The sequence below is a fragment of the Bacillus sp. JK62 genome, assembly GCF_053663455.1.
Map to the genome: position 1 here is coordinate 447490 of NZ_JBSJQA010000001.1, position 24623 is coordinate 472112.

Here is a 24623-nt window from a genome sequence, read left to right on the forward strand (position 1 = left end):
AATCCCAAGCAGGAGGCAGCTGATATATGAAACCGATTGTATTTCTACTATCCGGGCTGTGTATACTTATTCTTCTTGTCCCCACCATTCTCGTCCTTCCGTTTCAGGCGGAAAAAGGAGCAGCCGTAAACAGAGAGCCCGGACACAAAACAGCACACACCATACGAGAAACAAAAGGAGCAGAAACATTGAAAGAATCACCTGTATCCATTCCGGTTTATCGGACATCCAAACATTCTGTAGAGAACATTCCGCTTGAAGAGTACGTGATCGGTGTCGTGGCTTCCGAAATGCCCGCAAACTTTAAACCGGAAGCCTTAAAAGCCCAGGCGCTCGCCGCCCGGACTTTCATCGTCAGACTGATGGTCGCTGACTCAGCCGTTCAGGCGCCGAAAGGATCACTGGTGGATGATACGCAAATGTTCCAAGTCTATCAAAGCAAAAGCCAGCTGAAAAAAGAATGGGGTTCTAAGTACGCACACAACCTCAAGAAAATCACAAACGCGGTCGCCGGCACGCAAGGAAAGATTTTAACGTACGACAACAAGCCGATTGAGGCATCTTTCTTCTCTACGAGCAACGGGTATACGGAAAATGCGGAAGCCTATTGGACAAGCGCCATTCCTTATTTAAAGAGCGTGAAAAGTCCGTGGGATAAGCAATCGCCGAAATATCTCGCCACCCAGACCTTCAGTGTGCCGGAGTTTCAGCAAAAGCTCGGCGTGCAGCTCTCGGGGCAAAACACGGTAGGGCAGATTACAGCCAGAACGCCGGGCCATCAAGTGGCGACGGCCGTCATAAACGGCAAAAAGCTGAAGGGAAGAGACATCCGGGAAAAACTCGGACTCCGTTCTGCCGACTTTGAATGGAAACGGAACGGCGGCAGCATCACCATTACGACAAAAGGATTCGGCCACGGCGTCGGCATGAGCCAGTACGGGGCCAATTACATGGCGGAGCAGGGGAAATCCGTGGCGGACATCGTCAAGCATTATTATCAGGGAGTGGACATATCCGAAGCAGATTCATTTTTAAACAAATATATGGCGAAAAAATAGACGCTTTCATGAGCGTCTGTTTTTTTTGAAAACTATTCCATAAACGGTAAAGCAACCAACAGACTCATATAACGAAAGCCTAAAGGCTGACAAATGCCGTCTGAAGGCTGAGCGCCGGGTGAAAATCACTGATAAAAATGCCGCATCTATGTGAATATACGCAAAAATAATGAGGAACGCCGTCCTATTTATTTCCCTTTTCATCTCATTTACGATAAATATTGTTCGGCGTTGAACGTAAATCTATTGAAAAGGGGAAGAAGCAATGAAAAAAACACTTTCACTCATAATCATGCTCGGATTGATGCTGACTGCTGCATCTCCTGCTTTTGCTGCCGAGAATGCAAACGAGAAGACATTTTTATTTAAAAACAATATCGCCATTTTGCTTGATGCAAGCGGCAGTATGGCGAAACGGATTGACGGCGTTTCCAAATACAATATGGCAAAAGATGAAATCGTCCGTTTTGCAGATCGAATTAAGTCTACATCACAGGTCAGAATGACGGTTTTCGGTTCGGAAGGCAATAATAAAAACTCCGGCAAAGTTCAATCTTGTGAATCCATTCGCGGTGTATACGGATTCCAAAAGTTTGACAGACAGAGCTTCCTCAATTCTCTGAACGGAATCGGGCCTACGGGCTGGACACCGATTGCAAAAGCATTAGAAGACGCGAAGGCTTCTTTTAACGGCGTCCATAAATTCGGCTTTAAATCCGTTTACCTGTTGACAGACGGTGAGGAGACATGCGGCGGAGATCCTATTAAGACAGCGAAAGAACTTCGCAAACATCATATTAAAGTCAACGTGATCGGCTTTGACTTTAAAGAAGGCTTCAACGGACAGCTTCACGCAATTGCCGGTGCGGGCGGAGGAAAATATTACGAAGCTCACAGCCAAAAGGATATGAACCGCATCTTTACGCTGGAAGCGAGTTCATTAGCGAAATAAGAAAAGGTGCCGTTTAGCGGCCCTTTTTTTTATGTTCCATTTAACAAAAGTTTCAAGAAAAGATGAAGAGAAAACTGTAAAAAGAATCAGATTCCGGACTTATATTACAAAAAGGGCGAAAAAGGCATTAAATCTGTCATCATTTATCCAATCTTTTTAGGATGATGCGCATAATTCTGTTCATTTTTAACGGCGTACAGCCGCTTATACAAAAGGAATCCCGCCCTATATCTTTTTGCATACTCCTCATCTAGCATAGAGAAGAGCCGGGGGCCCATCGGCCAAAAACAAACGGAGAGGAATGAAGGAAATGAAAAAAATGTTCACTGCGGGGATTGTCGGACTTTTGACGCTTTCACTCGGATCGCCTGTTTTTGCAGCTGAGAAAAAGCACGAAGAAACAAATGTCGCCGTGCTGTTTGACGCAAGCGGGAGCATGATACAAAAAACAGGGGGAGAGCGTAAAATAGATGTTGCGAAAGAGTCTGTCACTTCTTTTGCGGAAGTTCTTCCTGAAGACACGAATCTGATGCTTCGGGTATTCGGGCATAAGGGCAATAATAAAAACTCAGGCAAAGCCGTATCATGTAACGCGACAGAAACGTTATACGGCCTTCAGCCGTACGCCGTGACTCCATTTGAGCAATCACTCAGCAAGATTAAACCGACCGGCTGGACACCGATAGCGAAAGCGCTTTCTGATACACGGGAAGAATTTGAGCGGGCCGGCGCTAAAGGGAAAAACGTCGTATATCTGATCACAGACGGTGAAGAAACATGCGGCGGGAATCCTCAGGCCGAAATTCAAAAGCTCCGTAAAGCGAATGTCAACACGGTCGTCAATATCATCGGCTTCAACTTCGGCATGAAAGGAAGCGAAAGCCTTGAAAAAGCGGCGGAAGCGGGAGGCGGCACATACGTCTCAGCTGACAGCGCGGACGAGTTCAAACAGGCTTGGGAAGACGCTGCAAAGGATTTAGCAAAAGAATAGGTTAAAAAAGGGCGCCCGCGCGGCGTCTTTTTTTGTTTAGAAAACGGAACCGCGGGAATGATACGGATAAAAGGAGATGAACGCTGTTGTTAAAAGGAGCAGGCATTATATTGGTGCTGGCGGCAGTCGTTTTTGTTCTGATGGGGATTTTTCTGAAGCTTGCCGCCTTCATATTCGTCAGTATATTGGCCATTATCGCCGCAGTAATTTTATTCACCATTTTGAGCAGACATCATCGCAACGAAACATAGAGTCCGAAGAGGGCTCTTTTTTTAAACCGCAAATTCGACAAAATACAGGGATTGTGGAAGAATAAAAGAGAAGGATACTGCGGAGGGGAAAAAAGTGGATGAAAAAACAACAGCGGTAAGAGACATATACCGCTATGAAAAAGGGGTATTAACAAAGACGGCAGATCGGATGGTTTCAGAGTATCCGCTGACCGTCATGGTGAACGGGCAGGAATTTGTTACGCTCGTCTGCACGCCTGACCATTTAGAGGAACTCGTCATCGGATTTCTCGCATCAGAAGGCGTCATTCGTTTTGAAAAAGAGATCAAAAGCTTTACTATAGATGAAAGTCTCGGGTTTGCATATGTTGAACTGACGAATCCCGGAGTGCTTGAGCAAAAAGACTATACGAAGAGGGTCATCGGTTCATGCTGCGGGAAAGGCCGCCATTTTTACTTTCAGCAGGATGTGAAAACGGCCAAAACCGCCGTCAGCCGGATTACCATAACTCCTGAGACGTGCCTTCGCCTGATGAAGGAGATGCAAAGCGGAAGCGGCACCTTCCGGGAAACGGGCGGCGTCCATAATGCAGCGCTGTGCGATACGGAAAAGCTGCTCTTGATGAGGACGGATATCGGGCGCCACAACGCGCTGGATAAGCTGTACGGCTGCTGTTTGAAAAACGGAATGCCCGTCCGTGACAAGCTGATCGTCTTCAGCGGCCGGATTTCCTCAGAGGTTTTATTAAAAGCCGCAAAAATCGGCGTGTCGATTGTCATTTCAAAATCGGCGCCGACGGAGCTCGCGCTGCAAATGGCGGAAGAGCTGAACATCACCGCGATCGGTTTTGTCAGAAACGGATCATTTAACGTATACACACATCCTGAACGGGTTGAACAATAGAAAGGGGTCTTGGGCTTATGAATACAGAAACGCGCCGGGTGACAGACAAAAGGGAAAGGCCGCTCAGGGATCTTCGTATCTCTGTAACCGACCGCTGCAACTTCAGATGCACGTACTGTATGCCAGCCGAATTATTCGGACCGGATTATCCATTTTTACAAAAGACGGAATTGCTCTCCTTCGAGGAGCTTGAGCGGCTTGCGAAGCTGTTTGTCGGCCGCTTCGGCGTTGAAAAAATCAGGCTGACGGGCGGAGAGCCGCTCATGAGAAAAGATATGCCTGAATTGATCAAAAAACTTGCGCGCATCCCCGGACTTAAAGATATCGCGATGACGACAAACGGCTCTCTGCTTCCCGTGTATGCGGAAAAACTGAAGGAGGCGGGGCTGCATCGAGTGACAGTCAGCCTCGATTCTTTAGAGGATGAGCGGTTTAAGGCCATTAACGGCCGCGGCGTTTCGGTGAAAAAGGTGCTTGAGGGCATTGAGGCGGCAAAAGCGGCCGGACTCGGTGTGAAAATCAATATGGTTGTTCAAAAGGGCGTCAATGAAAAAGATATCCTGCCGATGGCCCGCTATTTTAAAGAAAAGGGTCATATTCTCCGGTTTATTGAATTTATGGATGTAGGCAATACGAATCAATGGAATAAAAAAGACGTGATCACGAAGGCTGAAATTATTGATCTGATCAACCAGCACATGCCGACGGAGCCGATAGAAGCGAATTATAAAGGGGAGGTTGCTTCCAGGTTCCGCTATCTTGACGGTTCCGGCGAAATCGGCGTGATTTCCTCCGTCTCGGATGCATTCTGCGCCTCCTGCAACAGAGCGCGCCTGTCGGCGAGAGGCGAGCTGTTTACGTGCCTGTTTGCGTCAAGCGGCTATGATGTTCGGAAACTCGTGCGCGGCGGTCTGACCGATGATGAATTGACGGAATCCATCGCTTCTGTCTGGAGAAATCGCACGGATCAGTATTCAATTGACCGCGCGCTTTCTAAAACGGATGGGAAAAAGAAAGTGGAAATGTCTTATATAGGCGGATGAAGAAAAGCTTGCCCGGACAAGGGCAGGCTTTTTTATTCACATTATGAGAGCGGTCTGTTCAAAAAATACCGGTGACAGCCGAAATATATGATAGGAATTTTGATGCAGGACAATCAAGTTATGCAATTCCAAAGCCATACAATATGTTAAAATATAACCAATAGAAATTAGAAAAGGTTGTGAAAGGGGCATGACCGCATACGAGATTCCGTCATCTCAAGTTGGAGTCAAGATCAACAAATGGTACAAGCACATTTTAGCGTTTCAAGCGGCTGATGCCATAAAGCTGAAAGAGGAAATTGATGAGGATATACAACGTATGGAGGAAGACCAGCTGCTGCTGTTATATTATCAGCTGATCAGCTACCGCCATCATATTATGCTTGATTACGTCAAGCCGGAATGCACCGAACAATCACAGATTCAGTACAGCGAGCTGCAAAAGACGATCGAAAGCACGGACAGTATATCAGGACTGTCTGAGTATTATTTCCATTTGTTCAGAGGAATGTATGAATTCGATCACAATAACTATGTTGCGGCTATTTCTTTTTACCGGAAAGCGGAAAAACTCCTTTCATTTGTCGAGGATGATATAGAGAGGGCGGAATTCCATTTCAAGATGTCTGAAGTGTTTTACGTCATGAAGCAGACTCATTTTTCCATGAATCACGGGATTCAGGCGCTGGATACGTATATGAAACACGATTTTTACAGAGTGCGGAGAATTCAATGCCATTTCGTCATCTCAGGAAACTACATCGACTGCAAAAACTACGACAAAGCGCTTGAGCATTTAGACGAAGCCCTCCGCCTTTCTTTGCTTGAAGGACAGCCCCGCCTGATCGGGTCTTCGCTTTACAATCTGGGGAATTGTTATTCTGAAAAGCGGGATCTGGATGAAGCGGCCCGGTACTTTAGAAAAGCGGTTCCCGTTTTTGAAGAGCATCAGCTTGAACAGCTTCCGAAGGCGCTGTTCAGCTTAACGCACACCCTTTTCAGGCTGCATGATGACCAAGCGGCCCTTACCTATTATGAAAGAGGGATCATGATCGCGAAAGAACGCGGCGACCGATTCAGTTTAGAGAAGTATAAGTTTTTACAAGCGCTTTATTTGGAGTCTCTCAATATGGATTTAATTCATGAAGTGTTTGACTATATGAATGAAAAATCGCTGTATGTGTATATTGAAGATTTCGCCTTGGAGGCCGCCGTTTACACAAGCGCACATGAGCAATATAAAGAAGCGGCGTATTTTTATGAAAAAGCGATTCGCATGAGAGAAAACATTCAAAAAGAACAGTGTTTATACGATATATAATTTTCTTAACCATCTGATCAGCAGATGGTTATTTTTTTATGCACATCAGGACGTTTGATCATAGAAAAAATCGGAAAAATCGCAAAAGAGGGAAAAAAGTACGATGGGAAGGAGGGATTTGTTGTTCGGATTTAATGATATGATAAAGTTTTTCGTTTCATTTCTCATCATTCTCCCGATGGTGTCTGTCATCCATGTGTCGGGACACAGCTTTATGGCCATGCTGTTCGGAGGCAAGGCGTCATTGGATATCGGAATGGGGAAACGTCTTTTAAAAGTAGGGCCGATTCAGGTTCGGCGTATCTACTTCATAGATTCTTTCTGCAAGTTCGGCGAATTGCGGATAGATAACCGTCTGACGAGCGCGCTCGTCTATTCCGGAGGCTGTCTGTTTAATCTCGCTTCTATCTTTTTAATAAATCTGCTGATCATAAAAGATGTCCTCGAGCCAAACTTATTTTTTTACCAATTTGTCTATTTTTCAACTTATTATGTTTTCTTTGCTCTTCTGCCCGTGCAATACGGGGATAATAAGCTGTCAGACGGATTGGCCGTTTACAAAGTGATCCGCTACGGGGAACGCTGTGAAATCAATAATTGAGAGTTGAAATGTTTGCTATCAGGCTGAAAGGGAAGAAAACAAGTACACAAAAACAAAAGGAGCTGAAGAGATCATGAGTGAAGATAACGGTTTAAAAGACAAAGTAAAAGGCGGCATGAACAAAATGAAAGGGGAAGCAAAGGACAAAGCAGGCGACATGGCAAACAAGTCCGACTTAAAAGCGGAAGGGAAAAAAGACAAAGCGAAAGGCAGCCTGCAAAAGGGTGTCGGTAAAACGAAAGATAAACTCAGTGATGATTAATTTGATCGTGAAACACAGCAAAAGCCCAAAATATTTTGGGCTTTTTGTTATGAGAAATGACAAAAATTCCAGTTCATTTGGTTAATATTCACTAAATTTTTAAATATTCTATAAATTCTCCGGCGATTTCTTTATAATATTCACAAAGAATGTAACCTTTCTTCACATTTAATTAAACGTTTGTTGAAGAAAAAAATGAGAAATCGGTCATTTCTGCAAAAGGAATCGGGCCGTTCACCGTCGAATAACTTTTATCACTTAACATTTCATGAGGTGAAGGGGGTAACGGCCGCCTGCATCGTTTCGGTATGACCATGCGGATTGCGTTTGACTATCACTAAGGGGGAATACAGATGAAACTGACACCGGTTGAACAAGAAAAATTGCTTATTTTTACGGCGGGAGAGCTCGCTAAGCAACGGAAGGCGCGCGGCGTCCTGCTGAATTATCCCGAAGCCGCCGCATATTTGACCTGTTATCTGATGGAAGGCGCGAGAGACGGAAAAAGCGTTGCGGAGCTGATGGAATCCGGCCGCAATGTATTGACGGAAAAAGACGTTATGGAAGGTGTTGCGGAAATGCTGGACAGCATTCAGGTGGAAGCGACGTTCCCGGACGGGGTTAAGCTTGTCACCGTTCATCAGCCGATCAAAGCGGAGGTGAAGTCATGAAGCCGGGAGCGATTCAAGTCGCAAAGGGGACCATCACCATTAACGAAGGCCGGAAGACGCTGGAGGTGTCAGTCACCAATAACGGAACACGGTCAGTGCAGGTAGGATCGCATTTTCATTTTGCCGAAGCCAACGGCTCCCTTTCCTTCAATCGGGACAAAGCAATCGGCATGCGCCTTGATATCCCGTCAGGCACATCTGTCCGTTTTGAACCGGGAGAAGAGAAAACCGTCACGCTCGTGGAAATCGGAGGGCGAAAAACGGTCAGAGGCCTCAACGGCATGGCCGATACGTATATGGATGAGCGGGGAAAAGAGAAGACGCTGTCAAATCTTAAAAAAGCCGGATGGATGGAGGAGGCGATCCGATGAAAATGTCACGTGAGCAATACGCAGAACTGTTCGGACCGACAACGGGAGACAAAGTCAGACTCGGAGATACGGATTTATGGATTGAAGTCGAAAAAGATTTCACGAATTACGGGGAAGAAATGATTTTCGGCGGAGGGAAAACAATCCGGGACGGCATGGGGCAGAACGGGCGTATCACCGGGAAAGACGGAGCGCTTGATCTGGTCATTACAAACGCCGTCATCCTGGATTATACCGGAATCGTCAAGGCGGATATCGGGGTGAAGGACGGCCGGATTGTCGGCGTCGGGAAAAGCGGCAACCCTGATATGATGGATGGGGTGGACCCGCACATGATTATCGGTGCCGGAACAGAAGTCATTTCCGGCGAAGGGAAAATCGTAACGGCCGGCGGGGTGGATACGCATATCCACTTTATCTGCCCGCAGCAGATGGAAGTCGCGCTTTCTTCAGGCGTGACCACGCTTCTCGGCGGCGGAACAGGTCCTGCGACGGGAAGTAAAGCGACGACTTGTACATCCGGTGCATGGTACATGTCGAGAATGCTGGAAGCGGCCGAGGAGTTTCCGATCAATGTCGGTTTCTTAGGAAAAGGAAATGCATCCGATAAAGCGCCGCTGATCGAGCAGGTGGAAGCAGGCGCGATCGGCCTGAAGCTGCATGAAGATTGGGGATCAACGCCAAGCGCCATTAAAGCTTGCATGGAAGCAGCGGATGAGGCGGACATTCAGGTGGCGATCCACACAGACACGATAAATGAAGCGGGCTTTTTAGAAAATACGCTTGATGCGATCGGCGACCGGGTTATCCATACATATCACATAGAGGGAGCCGGCGGAGGCCATGCACCGGATATTATGAAACTCGCATCTTACGCCAATATCCTGCCGTCCTCTACGACGCCGACGATTCCATATACCGTCAACACGATGGATGAGCATCTTGATATGATGATGGTCTGCCATCATTTAGATTCAAAAGTGCCTGAAGACGTGGCGTTCAGTCATTCACGCATCAGAGCGGCCACCATCGCGGCGGAGGATATTCTGCACGATATCGGCGCGATCAGCATGACGTCATCTGACTCGCAGGCGATGGGCAGGGTGGGAGAAGTGATTATCCGGACATGGCAGGTCGCCGATAAAATGAAAAAACAGCGCGGCGCTCTATCAGGAGAAAACGGCAATGACAATGTGCGCGCCAAACGCTATATCGCCAAATACACGATCAACCCGGCTGTCACTCACGGCCTGAGCCATGAAGTCGGTTCCGTTGAAAAAGGAAAGCTTGCAGACCTTGTACTATGGGACCCGGTTTTCTTCGGTGTCAAACCTGAACTTGTGCTCAAAGGCGGCATGATCGCCCGCGCCCAGATGGGAGATCCGAATGCTTCCATTCCGACGCCTGAGCCCGTGTTTATGCGGCAGATGTACGCATCCTACGGTAAAGCAAACCGAAATACCTCTATTACATTTATGTCCCAGGCCGGTATCGCAAACGGTGTGCCGGAAAAGCTCGGCCTTGAAAAAATGATTTCTCCCGTACGGAATATCCGTAAGCTGAGTAAGCTCGACATGAAGCTGAATGACGCGATGCCGAATATACATGTCGATCCGAAAACCTATCAGGTGTTCGCCGACGGAGAAGAGCTGGCATGCCAGCCCGTCAGTTATGTTCCGTTAGGACAGCGTTATTTCTTATTTTAATCCCTCTCCGGCCGGTTTCCCGCCGGCCTGTTTACCCTCTATTGCCAACTTGATTTCATCCTGCCGCCCGTTTTAGTGTATATTAGTAGTTGACAAACAAATGAAATGTAACCATTGTGGTTACAACGGTGGTGAAAAACATGATTAACAGCCGTCTTGCTGTGGCCATTCACATTTTATCGCTGATCTCAACGGATGAACGGGCGTCATCGGACATGATTGCGGGCAGCGTAAACACCAATCCCGTCGTAGTGCGGAGAACGATCAGCCAGCTGAAAAAAGCGGGTATTCTGACATCCCGGGCGGGTGTTCCGGGAGCCAGCCTGAAAAAAGATCCGTCGGAGATCACCCTCTTAGAGGTTTACAGGGCGGTGCAGAATAAGGAAGAGCTTTTTGCGGTTCACGACAATCCGAACCCCGACTGTCCGGTCGGCAAAAATATTCAGCGCGCGCTCGATGAGACGTTCGGAAGCGTACAGCGGGCAATGGAGAATGAACTTGCGAGCAAGTCCCTTTATGATGTAATGAATCATCTCTTTTGTTAAAAAGAGATGGGTTCATGCCGCTAGAGGTGTAACGGGAATGGTTACAATGGATAATGAGGAAATCACGGTTTTGGCTCTATATTCAGACAAGCCTGGATGCGGGATTGCGATCTGTTTAATGAAGAAATCCTCCGAAACTAAAGGAGGTGGTAACCGGGATATTTTTATTTTGCTTAAGGCTTATGTGAAGGTGTCTGTTGTAAGCGGGTTACCAAAAAAAGACGGAACTCTTATTTTAATACGCGCTAAAAAAACTGATGGAGAATATCCTGCCTCCGGTAATGCCAAAACCGTTCGCCTCTTCACAATCATTATAAAATTTCTCAAGGAACGATCAGCAGCCCGTTAGCTGCCCCTCATTAAAGATGAGCTGTTACCACACTGTTACATTAGAACTTCCGCTGCTTTTATATCCTTCTGTCGCTAAGACTTGATAAGCCCAATTACTGCCCAGATTCATTCCATGGCTCTTCCATGCGTTAACATGATTGCTGAAAGTGATTGCAGCGTTGCTTCCGGTTGGTCTCTTCGACTGGCGGACACTCCAGTACTGCGTAAAAGTAGTGTTATCGCCATCAATGGAAGGTGCATTATAACGTGTGGTTGTATATATGTCATATGTACCTCCATCACTCTTTACAGTACCTTTATACGTTCCGGTAGGTCTGTAAGTACCCCATGAATCCACTACATAATATTCGATGAGAGGTGCTCTCGTCCATCCGTATAAAGTCAAATATCCATTGCCATTCGGCGCCCAAACTCCGGCATTATAGTTTATTGTTCTAAATGGCGAGCCTGTAGTCCAGCCTTTACCAACAACGAAATTCCCGGTATTAGACCAATTAACACTGTAATTCCCGCCAGAGCCATTGACTGCGTTTACTGTTCCGCCCCCGTCAGTCCAATTTTGCCAGTAATCTGTGCCAGCTGCAGAGGCGGTTGCCGAAAACATGCTGATACTCATGAAAGCTGCCGTCAATCCCACTAAGAATTTCTTTTTAAACTTAAACATATGTTACCTCCTATACTATTTTTTCTGACTTTGACATGAGGCAGCACTCGTAAATATTTAACGAACGCCAACGCTTTTGATCGTTCCTTTCAATATAATAGCATGAATACATGAGTGAATATTAAGAACAATTGTAATTTAATTACAAAGACCCAAAAAACTGTATGATGAGTGGTCTTGTACCGCCATAGCCTTATTTCGCAGAACTGAGTGATTTCAGTTGAAACTCTGAGGAAAAGTTTTATTTGAAAAAAATTTTTTGCCGAAAGAATATCTGCATACAGCGCTTCAGCAGGCGAGAATTTACAAGACCTTGAGAGCACGGAGTCCATGACCCGAACGGAAAGCGCGCTGGAGCATACAGCGTCAATGCTGTTCGCCGTATTGGCAAATCCAAAGCAGAAAAACTTTACCGTTGTCGAAGAAGCGGAATAAGAAAAAATCCCGGGCGGATGCGCCGGGATTTTCCTTTTTAATATGTATTGGCATCAATATTATTAAACGCGTCGTCCACGATGCCGAGCGTCATGAGGACAATGAAAAGAACGATACCGAGAACGGACAAGCCGACCGTCACGATCAGATAGATCCCCTGCATTTTCACGAACTTTGCATAATTCTCCAGCATATGTTCCTCTGTCAGTTCATTGAACTGCGCCGCCATCTGTCCCGCTTCATTTGCCGAGCGCATCAGAAAAATGCCGGCAATGATCTGCAAAACGCCGGGAATGGCTCCGATTAAAAAGAAAAACGCGCCCGACAGCGCCGCAAACGCGCCTATAATAATAAACAAAATACCTGTCGCTTTTCCCCATTTCGAAATAGAAATAAGCGAACGATTCACTGATTCAGGTTTCAAACTATGGCACTCCTTTACAAAAAAATACTCACTTTTCATTTATACACTATTCGGTCATTCTTTTGAATAAAAAATGTGCTTTTTCATGCCGTGTCCGTTTTTATATCAGAAAATTCCCGAGAAACATCCCGGGAATTACAAAATCGGCGAAAGAAGTCTTGAAATCGATTCTTTAATGCGGATCCGCAGCGAACGCTCCTGATATTCTTCATACGTATATTTTCTGGAGACGAGCAGATCTTCTTTAAATGAGGAAATGAGTTTTTTCGCGATGGTGACGTCATAAATAAAGGCGTTGACTTCAAAATTAAGTCTGAAGCTTCTGACGTCGATATTCGCCGTACCGACTGAAGCCGTCTCATCATCGACGACAATCGTTTTTGCATGAATAAAGCCGTTATCGTAAATGTAGACTGAGGCTCCGGCTTTCAAAAGATCGCCGATGTAAGATAAAGTCGCCCAGTAAACGAAAGCGTGATCCGGTTTGTTCGGGATCATGATTTTGACGTCGATGCCTGACAGACAGGCGATCCTGAGGGCGTCCAAAAGACTTGAGTCTGGAATAAAGTAAGGCGTCTGAATCAGGATCGACCGTTTGGCCGTTGAGATCATCTTGATATAGCCGTTTTTAATTTGTTCCCATTCTGAGTCCGGTCCGCTCGTGACAATCTGCATCCCGACATTGCCCTTCGGCTCGCATTCCGGAAAATGATTCGGAACGTAAGTGAGCGTATGGTGATGGGACGCTTGGTTCCAATCGAGGATAAACCGTGTCTGAATGGCGTGTACCGCCGTGCCTTGAAGTCTGAGGTGCGTATCGCGCCAGTAGCCGAATTTCGGATTCAGGCCGAGATATTCATCTCCGACGTTAAAGCCGCCGACATAGCCGGTTTCGCCGTCAATGATGACGAGCTTGCGGTGATTCCGATAATTGAGCCGCAAATTAATCGGACGAAGCCTGGAAGGAAAAAAGACTTCCACATGGCCGCCGGCGTCCCGCAGCGGTTTGAAGAATTTTTTTCTGAGTGATCTTGAACCGAGTTCATCATATAACACTCTGACCTTTACGCCTTCCCGTGCTTTTTTCACTAAGGCATCGCGCAATTTTTTTCCCAGTTCATCACCTTTATAAATATAGTATTGAAGGTGAATGTGATCTTTTGCGTTGGAAATGTCCTTCATTAAGCGTTTGAACTTATCGCGCCCGTCCGTTAAAATCTCCACCGAATTATCCTCTGTAAAGACTGCGTGGTTGTTCATGACAAGCATATAGATGAGGTCTTTATTATCCACAGTCGCCCTGTTGTTAAATTGGAATTGCCTCGACTTCAGATCTTTCAGCTGAAACTTCAGCAGCTTTTCTATTCCGATTTTTTTACGGTCTTCCCATTGAAACAGATGCTTGCGTCTCAGGTTATGGCCGAATAACAGGTATAAAATAAACCCTAAAATGGGAATAAAAAAAAGAACCAAGAGCCAAGCCCATGAAGCGCTGGCATCGCGTCTTTCTTTGAAAATCATGATGATGGCCAAAAGTATATTTAAAACGAAAAAAAATCCGAATAAAATAAATGAAATGCTCACTTTGCAACCCCGCTATATCATATTTATCAAGACTGTGCCCATTAGTATTCCGACAAGTGCAGCAATCTGATTCCCATTTCAAATTATAACATTGACATTTTGAAAGAATAAAGAGCCGGAATCAAAGATGAATGCAGTTTTCTTTCAAAGAAAGTTCCGGGTGCGGTAAAATATGCATATATGAAAAAGAAGACAAAAATGACAGCAAAGGGGAGAGGGCATGAAGCTGGAGCATGCGGAACAATTGCCGGGATTCATAAAAAAAGAAATTCAGAAAATACAAATCGCCATCGCGCCGCTGATGAAAAAAAGCATCATTTACCGTTTTCTTGCTTTCCCGCTCGCCGCTTTTAGTCTGTTTCATCTGGCATCGCTTTTGATTCAGGCCCCTTCCGGGAGAGGAGCTCTCGTATCGGCCGGCATTTTTGCCCTCCTTGCGGCTCTGGGTCTTGCGTTTTTTAAGGAAGCCGGCTATCAGCGGAAACAGGTGCAAAAAACGATCCGCCTTTATATGCTGAACAGGATCAGAAAAAGCGATATTCTGTCTGAGGAACGGAAAAGCGCCTATACCCGGCTGATTGCCGAGGAGCCGTCTGCGATGAAGAGCTTTATTGAATTTTTAACGGAAGAAGACCGGAAAAAAGAAATGCTTTATTAAAAAAGAGCTGACGCGCGATCAGCTCTTTTTGTCATTCAAACACAGGGTCGTTCTCATAGTAATATGAATCAGGCGTGTCATACGTATCAGTGCTGTAATAAGCCATAATTCCGATGACAGCGAAGATGACGACTAAAATAAAAGCGAGAATGCCCAGTACCACACTGGATGCCGCGTAAAAAAACTGCATTTTGATAAATGACGCGTAATGTGCAAGCATATTTTCTTCCGCGTTTTCTTCTAGTCCTTCCTGAAGGGCGGCAGCCGCTTTTGCCGAGCGCATCAGCATGACGCCGGAAATGATGAGCAGAACACCCGGAATGGCTCCGAGCAGCGTCACAATGGCTGACAGAGCGGAAAGAGAGCCCGTGATGATCAGAAACACGGCGGTGATCTTTCCCCATTTGGCGATGTCGGCAAGGGAACGGGCTTTTTTATTGAGCGGCTGGTTTTCGTCTTTGTCTTTATCGATGGTGATCATGACAGTTCTCTCCCTAAAATGTTCAAGTCATATCGTTTTCCGTCCATTTCGGCGATACCCGGGAATACGCCCCATTCGGTAAAACCGAATTTTTCAAACAGCTTAATGCTCGGCACGTTATGTCCGAAGATAAAAGCCATCAGGCTGCGGATGCCGATTGTCGGAGCGAGTGCCAGGGCTTCTTTCAGCAGAAAGCTTCCTGCTCCTTTGCCGCGGCAATCCTGATGCAGATAGATGCTGATCTCCGCCGTTTTGTCATAGGCCGGACGGCCGTAAAACGTTTCAAAGCTGATCCAGGCCGCCACTTTGCCGGTTTCATCTTCCGCGACCATCAGCGGGCGCCGGTCCGTGTGCCGCAAAAACCAATCCATCCGGTCTGCGGGCGTCACTTCTTCCGTATCAGCCGTTACCATTCGTGAGGCAATCGTCGAGTTGTATATGGCCACCACCGCATCTAAATCTTCCAATACGGCTTTGCGCAGGGTCAAATTCATATTCCGGGATCTCCCTTCACATTTCATTACATAATTAAGTGCAATCTGCACATACTACTTCCAAAAAAGTTTTTTATGGATGTGTATATATTTTCAGAAAAGTGTTCAGAATGTTGCTGAGGTGATGAACAAATGAGAGAGGAAGAAAAGAAAACTTCTCAAGTCAAAAAACTTCAGCGGTTTTTTCGCAAACGCTGGATATTCCCTGCAATCTACTTAGTCAGTGCGGCCGTCATTTTAACAGCTGTCCTTTGGTATCAATCCGTTTCGAATGATGTGAAGGACAATCTGACGAACAACGGCGGAAACTCCGCGTATGACAGCGGCAAAGACGATGCCGTCGAAGTAGGCAAGTCAATGGAAAACGTCGCAATGCCGGCTGCTCATTCTGAAAATGTTTCTGTTGTGAAAAAGTTTTACGAATCTGATGCCGCAAAAAAAGAGAAAGAAGCAGCACTTGTTAACTATAATAACACGTACAGCCTCAGTAAAGGAATTGACTTAGCTGAGAAAGACGGAAAATCATTTGATGTTTCTGCTTCTCTGAGCGGTACGGTTGTTAAAGCTGCTAAAGACCCTGTACTGGGGTATGTGGTTGAAATTGAACACTCAGACGGCCTGTCTACTGTCTATCAGTCTTTATCTGAAGTCAGCGTCGATCAGGGCGACAAAGTAAAGCAGAACCAGGTCATCGGTAAATCCGGAAAAAATCTTTACAGTGAAGAAAGCGGAAATCACGTGCACTTTGAAATCCGCAAGGACGGCGTAGCGATGAACCCGCTCAATTTTATGGACAAGCCGGTAACATCAATTGAAAAAGCGGCGGCTGAAGAGAAAAACGCTGTAACAGAAGAAACGGAAGGGTCAATTCAGCAGTCTTCCGAGAAAAAAGATGTGACGCCTAAAAAAGAAACCGAAGAAAAACCAGGTGACAAAGAGGACGGCACAAAAGACAAGACAGATGGTAAAGATGACGGCTCAATGAAAGATTCGGGCAAGTAATCTTAATCCCAAAGCGCCTATCAGCTCTGATAGGCGCTTTTCATATTGCCGCATGTGCCTTTATACTAGTAGAAAACGAAGGAGATGCTGAATGAATAAATGTCTGGCGGCCGGGTGGCTCGTCTTTGTTTTCGTTTCTGCTTTGACTGAAAGCTTTCACGATATGATTGTGTCGCAGACGGTGTCCTTCCGTTTCACGTCCCATCCAGATGTGTCCGGTTTCTTTGTGTTCGATATGGCGGAGCTCGCCATACCGGAAGCGGCGATTCAAAAGCTTGGGCACGCGTTTTCATTTTTTGTGCTCGCCTATTTGTTTTTCAGGGAGCGCAGGCGCATGAAGAGGGCGGTGCTGTATGCATTGGCCGCCGCTTTCCTGACAGAAATCGTCCAGCTCTTTTTCGGCAGAAACGGATGCCTCCGCGATGTGATGATTGACAGTCTCGGCATTGCCGCATTCTGTGCTTTACAAAGGAAAAAGCATACAGCCAAACATACAAAAACCGGCAGTCTGTGACAGACGCCGGCTTTTTTTATATATTATGGTTTGTCGATTTGCTTTTATGAACGATACTTTCATAGATTCGCACGATCAGATCGACAATCGGACGAAGCACATTTGAAAATCTGAACAGCAGGAATCCGACAATGAGGGAAACGATAATGCTTCCGAGCACATCGATCGGATAATGATGGCCGACCCAAATTCTTGAGAAGCCGGTCAAAAGGCCGAAAATCACAAGCGGCCAGCCGAGTTTTTTGTTGCGGAACAGAATCGCAATTGAAATCGCCAAAGCGCCTGTCGTATGGTCACTCGGGAATGAAGCATCCGCGGCATGAGGGATCAGCGTATGAACCGTATGCTCGACAAAGGGGCGCGGCTCGACATAGACTTTCGTGATGAGGTAGTTGATGATAAGCGCCGCAACACCCGTGAAGCCCGCGTACAGGGCGTTTTGTCTGCCTTTTGTGCTTCCGAACAGCCACATGGCAAGCAGGAAAAGGGCGTAGGCGTAAATGGCGTATTCCGTTATAAATACCATGATAGAGTCGAGAATGGCACTATGGTGCGACAAACCATTGATCGCTTTAAATAGTTCGTAATTCACAAATATCACCTTTTATCTTTATTTTATATGAACAGTGTAATGCTTTTTTCTATGAGACACAATTGGTATTAAAAATAATCATAAAAAAGTAAACAGAATGAAACGTGACTGTATTACTGTGCGTCAAGTATGCGGGAAAAGAATAGCCGAAGGAGTTTTGTCCGTTGCTGAAACGTTTGAAAAACGCCGATCTGCCGCTTGTGTTTGTCATTATGCTGCTTTGCGGATTCGGCTTGTTAATGGTGTACAGCGCCAGTGATGTGATGGGGTCTCAGCGGTACGGAGATCCATCCTATTTCTTCCATAAACAAAGTGCCTCTTTACTGATCGGATTATGCTTATTTCTATTTGCCGCCTGTCTGCCGTATAAGCGGTATGCGCGGCTTGTACCGCTGTTTGTGGTCGGTTCGCTGGTATTGCTGCTGCTCGTATTGATACCGGGAATCGGGCTGGAGCGGAATTTTTCCCGCAGGTGGCTGGGAGCGGGCCCGCTTGTCGTACAGCCGTCTGAATTGGCGAAGATCGCCATGATTTTGTATTTCGCTTCGATTTATACGAAAAAGCAGCCGTACATTCATCAATTTGTGAAAGGGGTTCTGCCGCCTTTAGTGATTTTGGGGACCGCTTTTCTGCTGACATTGGCGGAGCCTGATTTAGGGACGGCTTCCTTAATCCTGGCGGCGTGCGGGTCGATTTTATTATGTGCCGGCTTGAAAAAGCGCCATCTGTTCGTGCTCGGCGCGACGGCGGTGTCGGGGGTTGTTTATCTCGCATTTTCTGCTTCCTATCGTGTGAAGCGCCTCGTTTCCTTTACCAATCCGTTTGGTGACGCGAACGGGGACGGCTATCAGCTGATTCAATCCTATTTTGCTATTTCCGGAGGCGGGTTTTTCGGAAGAGGGCTTGGAAACAGTGTTGAAAAAATGAACTATCTGCCTGAGGCGCATACCGATTTCATTATGGCCGTGATCAGCGAAGAGCTGGGGATATTCGGTGTTCTGATCGTTTTGGGATTATATTTTGCGTTAATGCTTCTCGGCGTAAAAACGGCCGTGCGGGCTGATGACCCGTTCGGGAAGCTTCTTGCCATCGGAATTACGTTTCAATTGATGTTTCAGGTTGTCTTGAATTTGGGAGCGATGAGCGGACTCCTCCCGGTTACGGGTGTGCCGCTTCCGTTTATCAGTTATGGCGGTTCTTCATTGATTATGACGCTGTTTTTGTGCGGCATACTGGTCAATATCAGTACATATGCGAAAAAACAAACCGTACGGCATAAGCGTCCTGCCCCGCATGAAAAAAAGGCTTCTTCTTTTTAATGAAGCCAGAAAAAACGCCCGGGATATTTCTGTCTCCGGGCGTTCTGTCTGTTTATAAAGCTCCTGGTCCTTCTTCTCCGGTGCGGATATTAATCGTGTTTCCGATTTCATAGACGAATATTTTGCCGTCTCCGGGCTCTCCCGTTTTCAGCACTTTTTTCGCCGTTTCCACGACTTGATCAACGGGGACTTTGCTGACAACGATTTCCACTTTCAGCCGTTCATACACATTGCTTTCAATTTTGACTCCGCGGTACAGTTCGGTGTGAGCTTTTTGAAGGCCGCAGCCGTGTACGTTGGAGAAGGTCAGCGATGTGACTCCGATTTTACCGAGTTCCTGTTTTAATGTTTCAAACTTAGCCGGACGCGTAACGATTTCTACCTTGAACATTTGACCGCTCATCTAAGCCACTCCTCACTTTATAAGTCCTGATATGCTTTTTCCCCGTGCATCGTTAAATCAAGCCCAAGTGACTCTTCTTCTTCGCTGGCGCGGAGGGGAATGAACAGACCTACAATTTTAATGATAACGAAAGTGACAATAAATACAAATACGTAGGTTGCCGCAATGGCTGCAATCTGCTTCCAGAGCAGTCCCGGATCGCCGTAAAACAGCCCGTTTGCCCCGCCGTCATTGACGGAAGTGGTGGCGAATAAACCGGTCGCGATGCCGCCCCATGTCCCGCCGATTCCATGCAGGCCGAAAGCGTCAAGCGCATCATCGTATCCGAAAGTCTTTTTAAGCCAATACACGCCCCAGAAGCAGACAAGCCCGCCGATGAAGCCGATTACGATGGAAGAGAACGGCGTAACGAACCCGGCAGCCGGCGTAATGGCGACAAGCCCGGCAATAGCGCCTGATACAGCACCCAGCATGGTCGGTTTTTTGTTCAGCATCCATTCGATTAAAATCCAGCCGATAATTCCGGCCGCAGCCGCGGTGTTTGTGTTAATGAAGGCAAACATCGCGATACTGTCAAGCGTGAGGGCGCTGCCGACATTGAAGCCGAACCATCCGAACCAAATGAGCGCCCCGCCCAAGAACGTGTAAATTAAGTTGTGAGGCGAAGCCGCCGTGCCGTCCTTGCGTTTCCCGAGCACAATCGCCAGCACGAGCCCGGCGGCCCCGGAAGAAATGTGGACGACGTTTCCGCCTGCGAAGTCAAGAGCGCCCATTTGGCCGATCCAGCCGCCGCCCCATACCCAATGCGCAACGGGCGTATATACGAGGGAAGCCCACAAAAAGGAAAATACAAGAAAAGCACTGAATCTCATGCGTTCAGCAAATGCTCCGGAAATAATGGCCGTCGTCAGTACGGCAAACGTCATTTGGAACATCATGAATAATGAATGCGGGATCGTATCACTGTAACTTCCGGGTTCAAAGCCGACCCCCTTCAGTCCGGCCCATTCAATCCCGCCAAGCCATGTATTCCCAGGGGCAAAAGCAAGTGAATATCCGTACAAAACCCAAACGACGGATACGATGGCGAGGGAAGAAAAACTGTGCATCGCCGTGCTGAGCACGTTTTTGCTTTTTACCATTCCGCCGTAAAACAAAGCCAGCCCGGGGGTCATCAGCCACACGAGTAAAGCGCAAAAGAACATAAATACTGTATCGCCCATCTGCATGTTGTATTCCTCCGTCTCATTCAAAATGTAATCGTGATTAATTCATTATTATAGAGAAAAAAGAACGATAAAACATTTTCGTGTAAGGTTATCTAACATGGTTTTTTGCGTTCATAATGTCGCTTTTTCAAAGGGGGGTCATGCGACTTTATATCCATAAAAAGAGCGCCAGAGCATGGCGGAAGAAATCCTGTCCGGGAAAGAGTAAAATAAACGGGGTGAGAAACACTAACTGTATCAGGAGGAATCATTATGACAACATCATTGAATCTGCAATTTGAAAAAACGGCTTTGGTCATTATTGATTTACAAAAAGGCATTGTGCCGATGGATAAAAGCGGTACCGTTGTGCCGAACGCGAAAAAATTAATTGATGTGTTCCGGGAAAAAGGCGGATTTATCAGCTTTGTGAACGTGGATTTTCATGACGGAGCGGATGCGCTGAAGCCGCTGACGGATGAAGAGGCGGCGGGCCATTCGGCTCCGCCGGCGGATTGGGCTGAATTTGTGCCTGAAATCGGAGTGAAAGAAAATGATTATACGGTAACAAAACGGCAGTGGGGCGCGTTTTTCGGCACGGACCTGGACCTTCAGCTCAGAAGACGGGGAATCGACACGATTGTGTTATGCGGGATTGCGACAAACATCGGTGTGGAAAGCACGGCGCGGGAAGCTTTTCAGCTCGGGTATCAGCAGGTTTTCGTAACTGACGCGATGGCGACATTCAGCGATGAACAGCACGAAGCGACACTCAAGTTTATCTTCCCGAAAATCGGCAGAAGCCGGACGACGGAAGAATTTATCGCACAGACAAAATGACAATCTCCAAAAAAAGCCGCGTCCTGTTCTTGACGGCCGTGGCTTCGGGGACGATGCTGAACCCATTGAACTCGTCGATGATTTCTCTTGCGCTTCACAGTATTCAGCATGAATTTCACCTGTCGTTTACAACGGTGTCCTGGCTGATATCGTCCTTTTATCTTGCCAGCGCGGTGGCGCAGCCTGTTACCGGGAAGCTCGGTGATATGCTCGGCAGGAAGAAGCTGTTTTTGATCGGGCTTCTGCTTGTTGCCGTCTCGGCGGTCGGCGCGCCGTTTGCGCCGACTTTTATGACATTGCTGATCATGCGGCTTTTTCAATCGATCGGAAGCAGCGCGATATATCCGTCCGGCGTCGGATTGATCCGTTCAAATATACAGGAGAAGCAGGCTTCGGCGCTGGCCGTCCTGTCAATCTTTGCATCAGCCATGACGGCGCTCGGTCCGACTCTCGGCGGTTTTCTGATCGTTTGGGGAGGGTGGCCGGCGATCTTTTTCGTCAATCTGCCGTTTATCATTCTCAGCTTTTTTCTCGGAATGTATATGTTTCCGAAAGATGAAAAACGCGAGATCGGCGGCTTGAAAGGCGTGCTCCGCCAGCTTGATACGATCGGGATACTTCTGTTTGCCGGAGCGATTATCCTTCTCCTGTCGTTTTTATTGTCCTTCAGTACGAAGCCTCACTATACAGAAGGCGTATTCGGGCTTTTGTTTGTCGGGCTGTTTATCTGGCGCGAGCTGAAAACGGAGAAGCCGTTTATTGATGTCAGGCTGTTTAAAACGCATCGGAAACTATCGTCGGTGTATATTCAATTTATTTTGCTGAATATATTCTTTTACTGCATCTTTTTCGGGCTTCCGAGCTATTTTCAGGATGAAATGCATTTGTCCGTTCAGACAAGCGGATTGATTATGCTGTTTATGTCGGGCATGAGTATTCTGGTGTCGCCTTTGACCGGAAAATGGATAGATAAGAAAGGGCTTCTTCAGCCGATTGTTGCCGGAACCTGCCTGACCGCGATCGGAGCGGTGCTGTTAACGTTTTTCTTCCTTCAGGCGCCCATGATAGGAAAAGGGCTGATCCTGTCCGTGCTGGGTGTCGGCTACGGCTTCGGAAATGTCACGTTTCAGGCGGCCATGCTGAAAACGAGCCCCGCCGACATGGTCGGAACAACGTCCGGCCTGTTTCAGACCTGCCGGTATCTCGGTTCGATTTTGTCTTCTGTCATTTTGGGCATTCTTTTCGGGAAAGAAATTACCGCCGGCCATTTTCATATGCTTGGGACGATTCTTATCGTTGTCGGCGCCGTAAGCCTTTTGATGGCGTTCCGGTTTTCGGTTCTCCTCAAAAAAGCCTCTTAACAGGCGCAAAAAAAAGAGACGGGCTCTCCCCGTCTCTTTTTTTGTGTAATGTGCTCAAAAAACAAAACGATTATTGTCGACAGCAACCAATGTTATTTACGGAATTTTCAGTTATATTTTTTCACATGTGATGTAAGGAAAACGTACATGCGGGAGGGAGAAAATGAAAAAAACAATGAGTGATCGGCTGAGCAACAAAGATTTACTGCCTTTAGAAGACGGCGAACGGACATGGAAAGCAATGAATTTTGCATCCATCTGGATGGGGTGTATTCATAATATCCCGACCTACGCGACTGTGGGCGGGCTCATTGCGATCGGCCTTTCTCCGTGGCAGGTGCTCGCCATTATCGTGACGGCGTCACTGATTTTGTTCGCCGCTTTGGCCTTGAACGGCCATGCCGGAACGAAATACGGCCTGCCTTTTCCGGTCATTATCAGGGCCTCTTACGGAATATACGGCGCTAACATTCCGGCGCTTCTCAGGGCGTTTACAGCCATCATGTGGCTCGGAATTCAAACATTTGCCGGGAGCACGGCTTTACACATTCTGCTTTTGAACATATGGCCTGGCTGGGGGAGTCTCGGCGGAGATTGGAATATATTCGGGCTTCATCTGCCGGGCTTTCTGTCGTTCATTTTCTTTTGGGGCATTCATCTGCTTGTGCTGCGGCACGGCATGGAATCGATCAAAAAATTTGAAGTGTGGGCGGGCCCGCTTGTATATCTCGTCTTCGGCGGCATGGTCTGGTGGGCGATAGATATTGCCGGCGGGCTCGGTCCGATTTACTCACAGCCGGGAAAGTTCCATACCTTTTCTGAAACGTTTTGGCCGTTCGCCGCCGGAGTGACGGGCATTATCGGAATATGGGCGACGCTGATCCTGAATATCCCTGACTTCACCCGGTTCGCCGCGTCGCAAAAAGAACAGATTCGCGGCCAGTTTTACGGGCTGCCGGGAACGTTTGCGCTGTTTGCGTTTGCAAGCATCACGGTGACATCCGGATCACAGGTAGCATTCGGAGAACCGATTTGGGATGTGGTGGAGATTTTGGCCCGGTTTGATAATCCTTTCGTCATCGCTCTTTCGGTCATCACACTTTGCATCGCCGCCGTCTCGGTTAACGTGGCGGCAAACATCGTGTCACCGGCCTATGACTTGGCGAATGTCCTGCCGAAGTATATTACATTCAGAAGGGGAGGGTATTTGACCGCCGTTTTGGCTCTGTTCACAATACCGTGGAAGCTGATGGAGAGCGCCACGAATGTATATGCGTTTCTCGGATTCATCGGCGGGATGCTCGGACCGGTGGCCGGGGTGATGATGGCTGATTATTTTATCATCAGAAAAAGGCAGCTCTCAGTTGAAGACCTTTATTCGGAAACCGGACAGTACACTTATTACAAAGGCTATAATTACCGGGCCTTTGCCGCGACCTTTCTCGGCGCGTTTATTTCTTTAATCGGGATGTACGTCCCGGCGTTCGCCGGCATCTATGATATCTCCTGGTTTGCGGGTGTCATTTTGTCATGTCTCGGTTATACGGCGCTTATGTACATTCATCCTCCTTATGCAAAAGCGGAGGGGCGAATCGTGCGGGAAAGAGCGGCCGAATAAAAAAAGCCGGGGGCTGCCCC

29 protein-coding genes are annotated in these 24623 nt (G+C 47.2%); 21 read left to right on the forward strand and 8 right to left on the reverse strand.

Annotated elements, in window-relative coordinates:
* The first annotated feature begins 26 nt into the window (after window positions 1–26).
* The 14 genes from spoIID to ACWJJ4_RS02265 all read left to right on the forward strand — a co-directional run bounded on the left by spoIID (window position 27) and on the right by ACWJJ4_RS02265 (window position 11004).
* A complete protein-coding gene (gene spoIID, locus ACWJJ4_RS02200; protein WP_077722974.1) occupies window positions 27–1058 on the forward strand; it encodes a stage II sporulation protein D in 1032 nt (343 codons plus the stop codon).
* Between the two features lie 265 nt (window positions 1059–1323).
* Entirely contained in the window at window positions 1324–2010 is a 687-nt protein-coding gene (locus ACWJJ4_RS02205) for a VWA domain-containing protein (protein WP_182069045.1), read from the forward strand.
* A gap of 310 nt (window positions 2011–2320) precedes the next feature.
* Window positions 2321–3001 (forward strand): VWA domain-containing protein, encoded by a 681-nt coding sequence (locus ACWJJ4_RS02210; protein ID WP_015387578.1) that lies wholly within the window; start codon window positions 2321–2323, stop codon window positions 2999–3001.
* An 86-nt stretch (window positions 3002–3087) separates the two neighbouring features.
* Window positions 3088–3252 (forward strand): hypothetical protein, encoded by a 165-nt coding sequence (locus tag ACWJJ4_RS02215; RefSeq protein ID WP_007407587.1) that lies wholly within the window; start codon window positions 3088–3090, stop codon window positions 3250–3252.
* A 94-nt stretch (window positions 3253–3346) separates the two neighbouring features.
* Complete coding sequence (fdhD, locus tag ACWJJ4_RS02220; RefSeq protein ID WP_014306001.1) at window positions 3347–4135, forward strand: formate dehydrogenase accessory sulfurtransferase FdhD; 789 nt, start codon at window positions 3347–3349, stop codon at window positions 4133–4135.
* Between the two features lie 17 nt (window positions 4136–4152).
* On the forward strand, window positions 4153–5178 hold the full coding sequence (gene moaA, locus ACWJJ4_RS02225) for a GTP 3',8-cyclase MoaA (RefSeq protein ID WP_146284000.1): 1026 nt from the start codon (window positions 4153–4155) through the stop codon (window positions 5176–5178).
* Window positions 5179–5368: 190 nt separating this feature from the next.
* A complete protein-coding gene (locus ACWJJ4_RS02230; protein ID WP_053573977.1) occupies window positions 5369–6499 on the forward strand; it encodes a response regulator aspartate phosphatase in 1131 nt (376 codons plus the stop codon).
* A gap of 121 nt (window positions 6500–6620) precedes the next feature.
* The gene (locus ACWJJ4_RS02235; RefSeq protein WP_065982538.1) at window positions 6621–7100 is read left to right on the forward strand and encodes a hypothetical protein; all 480 of its coding nucleotides are present in this window, start codon (window positions 6621–6623) and stop codon (window positions 7098–7100) included.
* A 73-nt stretch (window positions 7101–7173) separates the two neighbouring features.
* Window positions 7174–7362 carry a CsbD family protein gene (locus tag ACWJJ4_RS02240; RefSeq protein WP_003151197.1) on the forward strand — a complete coding sequence of 63 codons (189 nt, stop codon included), beginning with the start codon at window positions 7174–7176 and terminating at the stop codon, window positions 7360–7362.
* A gap of 353 nt (window positions 7363–7715) precedes the next feature.
* Entirely contained in the window at window positions 7716–8033 is a 318-nt protein-coding gene (gene ureA / locus ACWJJ4_RS02245; RefSeq protein WP_003151198.1) for an urease subunit gamma, read from the forward strand.
* Window positions 8030–8404: an urease subunit beta gene (ureB, locus tag ACWJJ4_RS02250; RefSeq protein WP_070082506.1), complete on the forward strand. Its 375-nt coding sequence runs from the start codon at window positions 8030–8032 to the stop codon at window positions 8402–8404. The genes ureA and ureB overlap by 4 nt, the downstream gene beginning before the upstream one ends.
* The gene (gene ureC, locus ACWJJ4_RS02255) at window positions 8401–10110 is read left to right on the forward strand and encodes an urease subunit alpha (protein WP_014305996.1); all 1710 of its coding nucleotides are present in this window, start codon (window positions 8401–8403) and stop codon (window positions 10108–10110) included. The genes ureB and ureC overlap by 4 nt, the downstream gene beginning before the upstream one ends.
* Before the next feature lie 140 nt (window positions 10111–10250).
* Window positions 10251–10655, forward strand: a complete 405-nt coding sequence (locus tag ACWJJ4_RS02260; protein WP_003151203.1) for an Rrf2 family transcriptional regulator — start codon at window positions 10251–10253, stop codon at window positions 10653–10655.
* 37 nt (window positions 10656–10692) lie between these two features.
* Window positions 10693–11004 carry a hypothetical protein gene (locus ACWJJ4_RS02265; RefSeq protein ID WP_223609733.1) on the forward strand — a complete coding sequence of 104 codons (312 nt, stop codon included), beginning with the start codon at window positions 10693–10695 and terminating at the stop codon, window positions 11002–11004.
* A 24-nt stretch (window positions 11005–11028) separates the two neighbouring features.
* On the opposite strand, the gene xynA is transcribed toward ACWJJ4_RS02265, so the two are convergent.
* From xynA to cls, 3 genes are all read right to left on the reverse strand, one after another.
* Window positions 11029–11670 (reverse strand): endo-1,4-beta-xylanase XynA, encoded by a 642-nt coding sequence (gene xynA / locus ACWJJ4_RS02270; protein ID WP_007407578.1) that lies wholly within the window; start codon window positions 11668–11670, stop codon window positions 11029–11031.
* Window positions 11671–12142: 472 nt separating this feature from the next.
* Window positions 12143–12529: a DUF5362 family protein gene (locus tag ACWJJ4_RS02275; protein WP_003151208.1), complete on the reverse strand. Its 387-nt coding sequence runs from the start codon at window positions 12527–12529 to the stop codon at window positions 12143–12145.
* Window positions 12530–12664: 135 nt separating this feature from the next.
* On the reverse strand, window positions 12665–14113 hold the full coding sequence (gene cls, locus ACWJJ4_RS02280) for a cardiolipin synthase (protein ID WP_070082503.1): 1449 nt from the start codon (window positions 14111–14113) through the stop codon (window positions 12665–12667).
* A 220-nt stretch (window positions 14114–14333) separates the two neighbouring features.
* Here cls and ACWJJ4_RS02285 point away from each other — a divergent pair, with 220 nt between their 5' ends.
* Window positions 14334–14771, forward strand: a complete 438-nt coding sequence (locus ACWJJ4_RS02285; RefSeq protein ID WP_007614328.1) for a DUF5392 family protein — start codon at window positions 14334–14336, stop codon at window positions 14769–14771.
* 31 nt (window positions 14772–14802) lie between these two features.
* Here ACWJJ4_RS02285 and ACWJJ4_RS02290 read toward each other — a convergent pair whose 3' ends face one another.
* Window positions 14803–15252 (reverse strand): DUF5362 family protein, encoded by a 450-nt coding sequence (locus tag ACWJJ4_RS02290; RefSeq protein ID WP_003151216.1) that lies wholly within the window; start codon window positions 15250–15252, stop codon window positions 14803–14805.
* Window positions 15249–15740, reverse strand: coding sequence for a GNAT family N-acetyltransferase (locus tag ACWJJ4_RS02295; protein WP_101563124.1), 492 nt, complete (start codon window positions 15738–15740; stop codon window positions 15249–15251). Before ACWJJ4_RS02295 ends, ACWJJ4_RS02290 begins: the two co-directional genes overlap by 4 nt.
* Window positions 15741–15878: 138 nt before the next feature.
* Between ACWJJ4_RS02295 and ACWJJ4_RS02300 the strand changes: the two genes are divergently transcribed.
* Both ACWJJ4_RS02300 and ACWJJ4_RS02305 read left to right on the forward strand, forming a co-directional pair.
* Complete coding sequence (locus tag ACWJJ4_RS02300; RefSeq protein ID WP_017418752.1) at window positions 15879–16748, forward strand: M23 family metallopeptidase; 870 nt, start codon at window positions 15879–15881, stop codon at window positions 16746–16748.
* 91 nt (window positions 16749–16839) lie between these two features.
* On the forward strand, window positions 16840–17262 hold the full coding sequence (locus ACWJJ4_RS02305; RefSeq protein WP_070082500.1) for a VanZ family protein: 423 nt from the start codon (window positions 16840–16842) through the stop codon (window positions 17260–17262).
* A gap of 16 nt (window positions 17263–17278) precedes the next feature.
* On the opposite strand, the gene ACWJJ4_RS02310 is transcribed toward ACWJJ4_RS02305, so the two are convergent.
* The gene (locus ACWJJ4_RS02310) at window positions 17279–17854 is read right to left on the reverse strand and encodes an undecaprenyl-diphosphatase (protein WP_003151220.1); all 576 of its coding nucleotides are present in this window, start codon (window positions 17852–17854) and stop codon (window positions 17279–17281) included.
* A 164-nt stretch (window positions 17855–18018) separates the two neighbouring features.
* Between ACWJJ4_RS02310 and ftsW the strand changes: the two genes are divergently transcribed.
* Window positions 18019–19173, forward strand: a complete 1155-nt coding sequence (gene ftsW / locus ACWJJ4_RS02315; protein ID WP_003151221.1) for a putative lipid II flippase FtsW — start codon at window positions 18019–18021, stop codon at window positions 19171–19173.
* 52 nt (window positions 19174–19225) lie between these two features.
* On the opposite strand, the gene ACWJJ4_RS02320 is transcribed toward ftsW, so the two are convergent.
* Window positions 19226–19576 (reverse strand): P-II family nitrogen regulator, encoded by a 351-nt coding sequence (locus ACWJJ4_RS02320; RefSeq protein ID WP_003151222.1) that lies wholly within the window; start codon window positions 19574–19576, stop codon window positions 19226–19228.
* Between the two features lie 17 nt (window positions 19577–19593).
* Window positions 19594–20805 carry an ammonium transporter gene (locus tag ACWJJ4_RS02325; RefSeq protein WP_060673906.1) on the reverse strand — a complete coding sequence of 404 codons (1212 nt, stop codon included), beginning with the start codon at window positions 20803–20805 and terminating at the stop codon, window positions 19594–19596.
* A gap of 252 nt (window positions 20806–21057) precedes the next feature.
* Here ACWJJ4_RS02325 and ACWJJ4_RS02330 point away from each other — a divergent pair, with 252 nt between their 5' ends.
* From ACWJJ4_RS02330 to ACWJJ4_RS02340, 3 genes are all read left to right on the forward strand, one after another.
* On the forward strand, window positions 21058–21624 hold the full coding sequence (locus tag ACWJJ4_RS02330) for an isochorismatase family protein (protein ID WP_007614320.1): 567 nt from the start codon (window positions 21058–21060) through the stop codon (window positions 21622–21624).
* A complete protein-coding gene (locus ACWJJ4_RS02335; protein ID WP_003151229.1) occupies window positions 21621–22985 on the forward strand; it encodes an MFS transporter in 1365 nt (454 codons plus the stop codon). Before ACWJJ4_RS02330 ends, ACWJJ4_RS02335 begins: the two co-directional genes overlap by 4 nt.
* 163 nt (window positions 22986–23148) lie before the next feature.
* Window positions 23149–24603 carry an NCS1 family nucleobase:cation symporter-1 gene (locus tag ACWJJ4_RS02340; protein WP_454021393.1) on the forward strand — a complete coding sequence of 485 codons (1455 nt, stop codon included), beginning with the start codon at window positions 23149–23151 and terminating at the stop codon, window positions 24601–24603.
* The last annotated feature ends 20 nt before the right edge of the window (window positions 24604–24623 follow it).

Excerpts from the sequence above, each read along its gene's own strand:
- ACWJJ4_RS02305 (WP_070082500.1), top strand. The coding sequence starts at position 16,840 with ATGAATAAATGTCTGGCGGCCGGGTGGCTCGTCTTTGTTTTCGTTTCT.
- ACWJJ4_RS02260 (WP_003151203.1), top strand. The coding sequence starts at position 10,251 with ATGATTAACAGCCGTCTTGCTGTGGCCATTCACATTTTATCGCTGATC.
- ACWJJ4_RS02230 (WP_053573977.1), top strand. The coding sequence starts at position 5,369 with ATGACCGCATACGAGATTCCGTCATCTCAAGTTGGAGTCAAGATCAAC.
- ACWJJ4_RS02290 (WP_003151216.1), bottom strand. The coding sequence starts at position 15,252 with ATGATCACCATCGATAAAGACAAAGACGAAAACCAGCCGCTCAATAAA.
- ACWJJ4_RS02320 (WP_003151222.1), bottom strand. The coding sequence starts at position 19,576 with ATGAGCGGTCAAATGTTCAAGGTAGAAATCGTTACGCGTCCGGCTAAG.
- ureB (WP_070082506.1), top strand. The coding sequence starts at position 8,030 with ATGAAGCCGGGAGCGATTCAAGTCGCAAAGGGGACCATCACCATTAAC.
- ACWJJ4_RS02240 (WP_003151197.1), top strand. The coding sequence starts at position 7,174 with ATGAGTGAAGATAACGGTTTAAAAGACAAAGTAAAAGGCGGCATGAAC.
- xynA (WP_007407578.1), bottom strand. The coding sequence starts at position 11,670 with ATGTTTAAGTTTAAAAAGAAATTCTTAGTGGGATTGACGGCAGCTTTC.
- ACWJJ4_RS02330 (WP_007614320.1), top strand. The coding sequence starts at position 21,058 with ATGACAACATCATTGAATCTGCAATTTGAAAAAACGGCTTTGGTCATT.
- moaA (WP_146284000.1), top strand. The coding sequence starts at position 4,153 with ATGAATACAGAAACGCGCCGGGTGACAGACAAAAGGGAAAGGCCGCTC.
- ACWJJ4_RS02325 (WP_060673906.1), bottom strand. The coding sequence starts at position 20,805 with ATGCAGATGGGCGATACAGTATTTATGTTCTTTTGCGCTTTACTCGTG.
- ureC (WP_014305996.1), top strand. The coding sequence starts at position 8,401 with ATGAAAATGTCACGTGAGCAATACGCAGAACTGTTCGGACCGACAACG.
- spoIID (WP_077722974.1), top strand. The coding sequence starts at position 27 with ATGAAACCGATTGTATTTCTACTATCCGGGCTGTGTATACTTATTCTT.
- ACWJJ4_RS02300 (WP_017418752.1), top strand. The coding sequence starts at position 15,879 with ATGAGAGAGGAAGAAAAGAAAACTTCTCAAGTCAAAAAACTTCAGCGG.
- ACWJJ4_RS02285 (WP_007614328.1), top strand. The coding sequence starts at position 14,334 with ATGAAGCTGGAGCATGCGGAACAATTGCCGGGATTCATAAAAAAAGAA.
- ACWJJ4_RS02210 (WP_015387578.1), top strand. The coding sequence starts at position 2,321 with ATGAAAAAAATGTTCACTGCGGGGATTGTCGGACTTTTGACGCTTTCA.
- ureA (WP_003151198.1), top strand. The coding sequence starts at position 7,716 with ATGAAACTGACACCGGTTGAACAAGAAAAATTGCTTATTTTTACGGCG.
- ACWJJ4_RS02335 (WP_003151229.1), top strand. The coding sequence starts at position 21,621 with ATGACAATCTCCAAAAAAAGCCGCGTCCTGTTCTTGACGGCCGTGGCT.
- ACWJJ4_RS02265 (WP_223609733.1), top strand. The coding sequence starts at position 10,693 with ATGGTTACAATGGATAATGAGGAAATCACGGTTTTGGCTCTATATTCA.
- ACWJJ4_RS02340 (WP_454021393.1), top strand. The coding sequence starts at position 23,149 with ATGAAAAAAACAATGAGTGATCGGCTGAGCAACAAAGATTTACTGCCT.
- ACWJJ4_RS02205 (WP_182069045.1), top strand. The coding sequence starts at position 1,324 with ATGAAAAAAACACTTTCACTCATAATCATGCTCGGATTGATGCTGACT.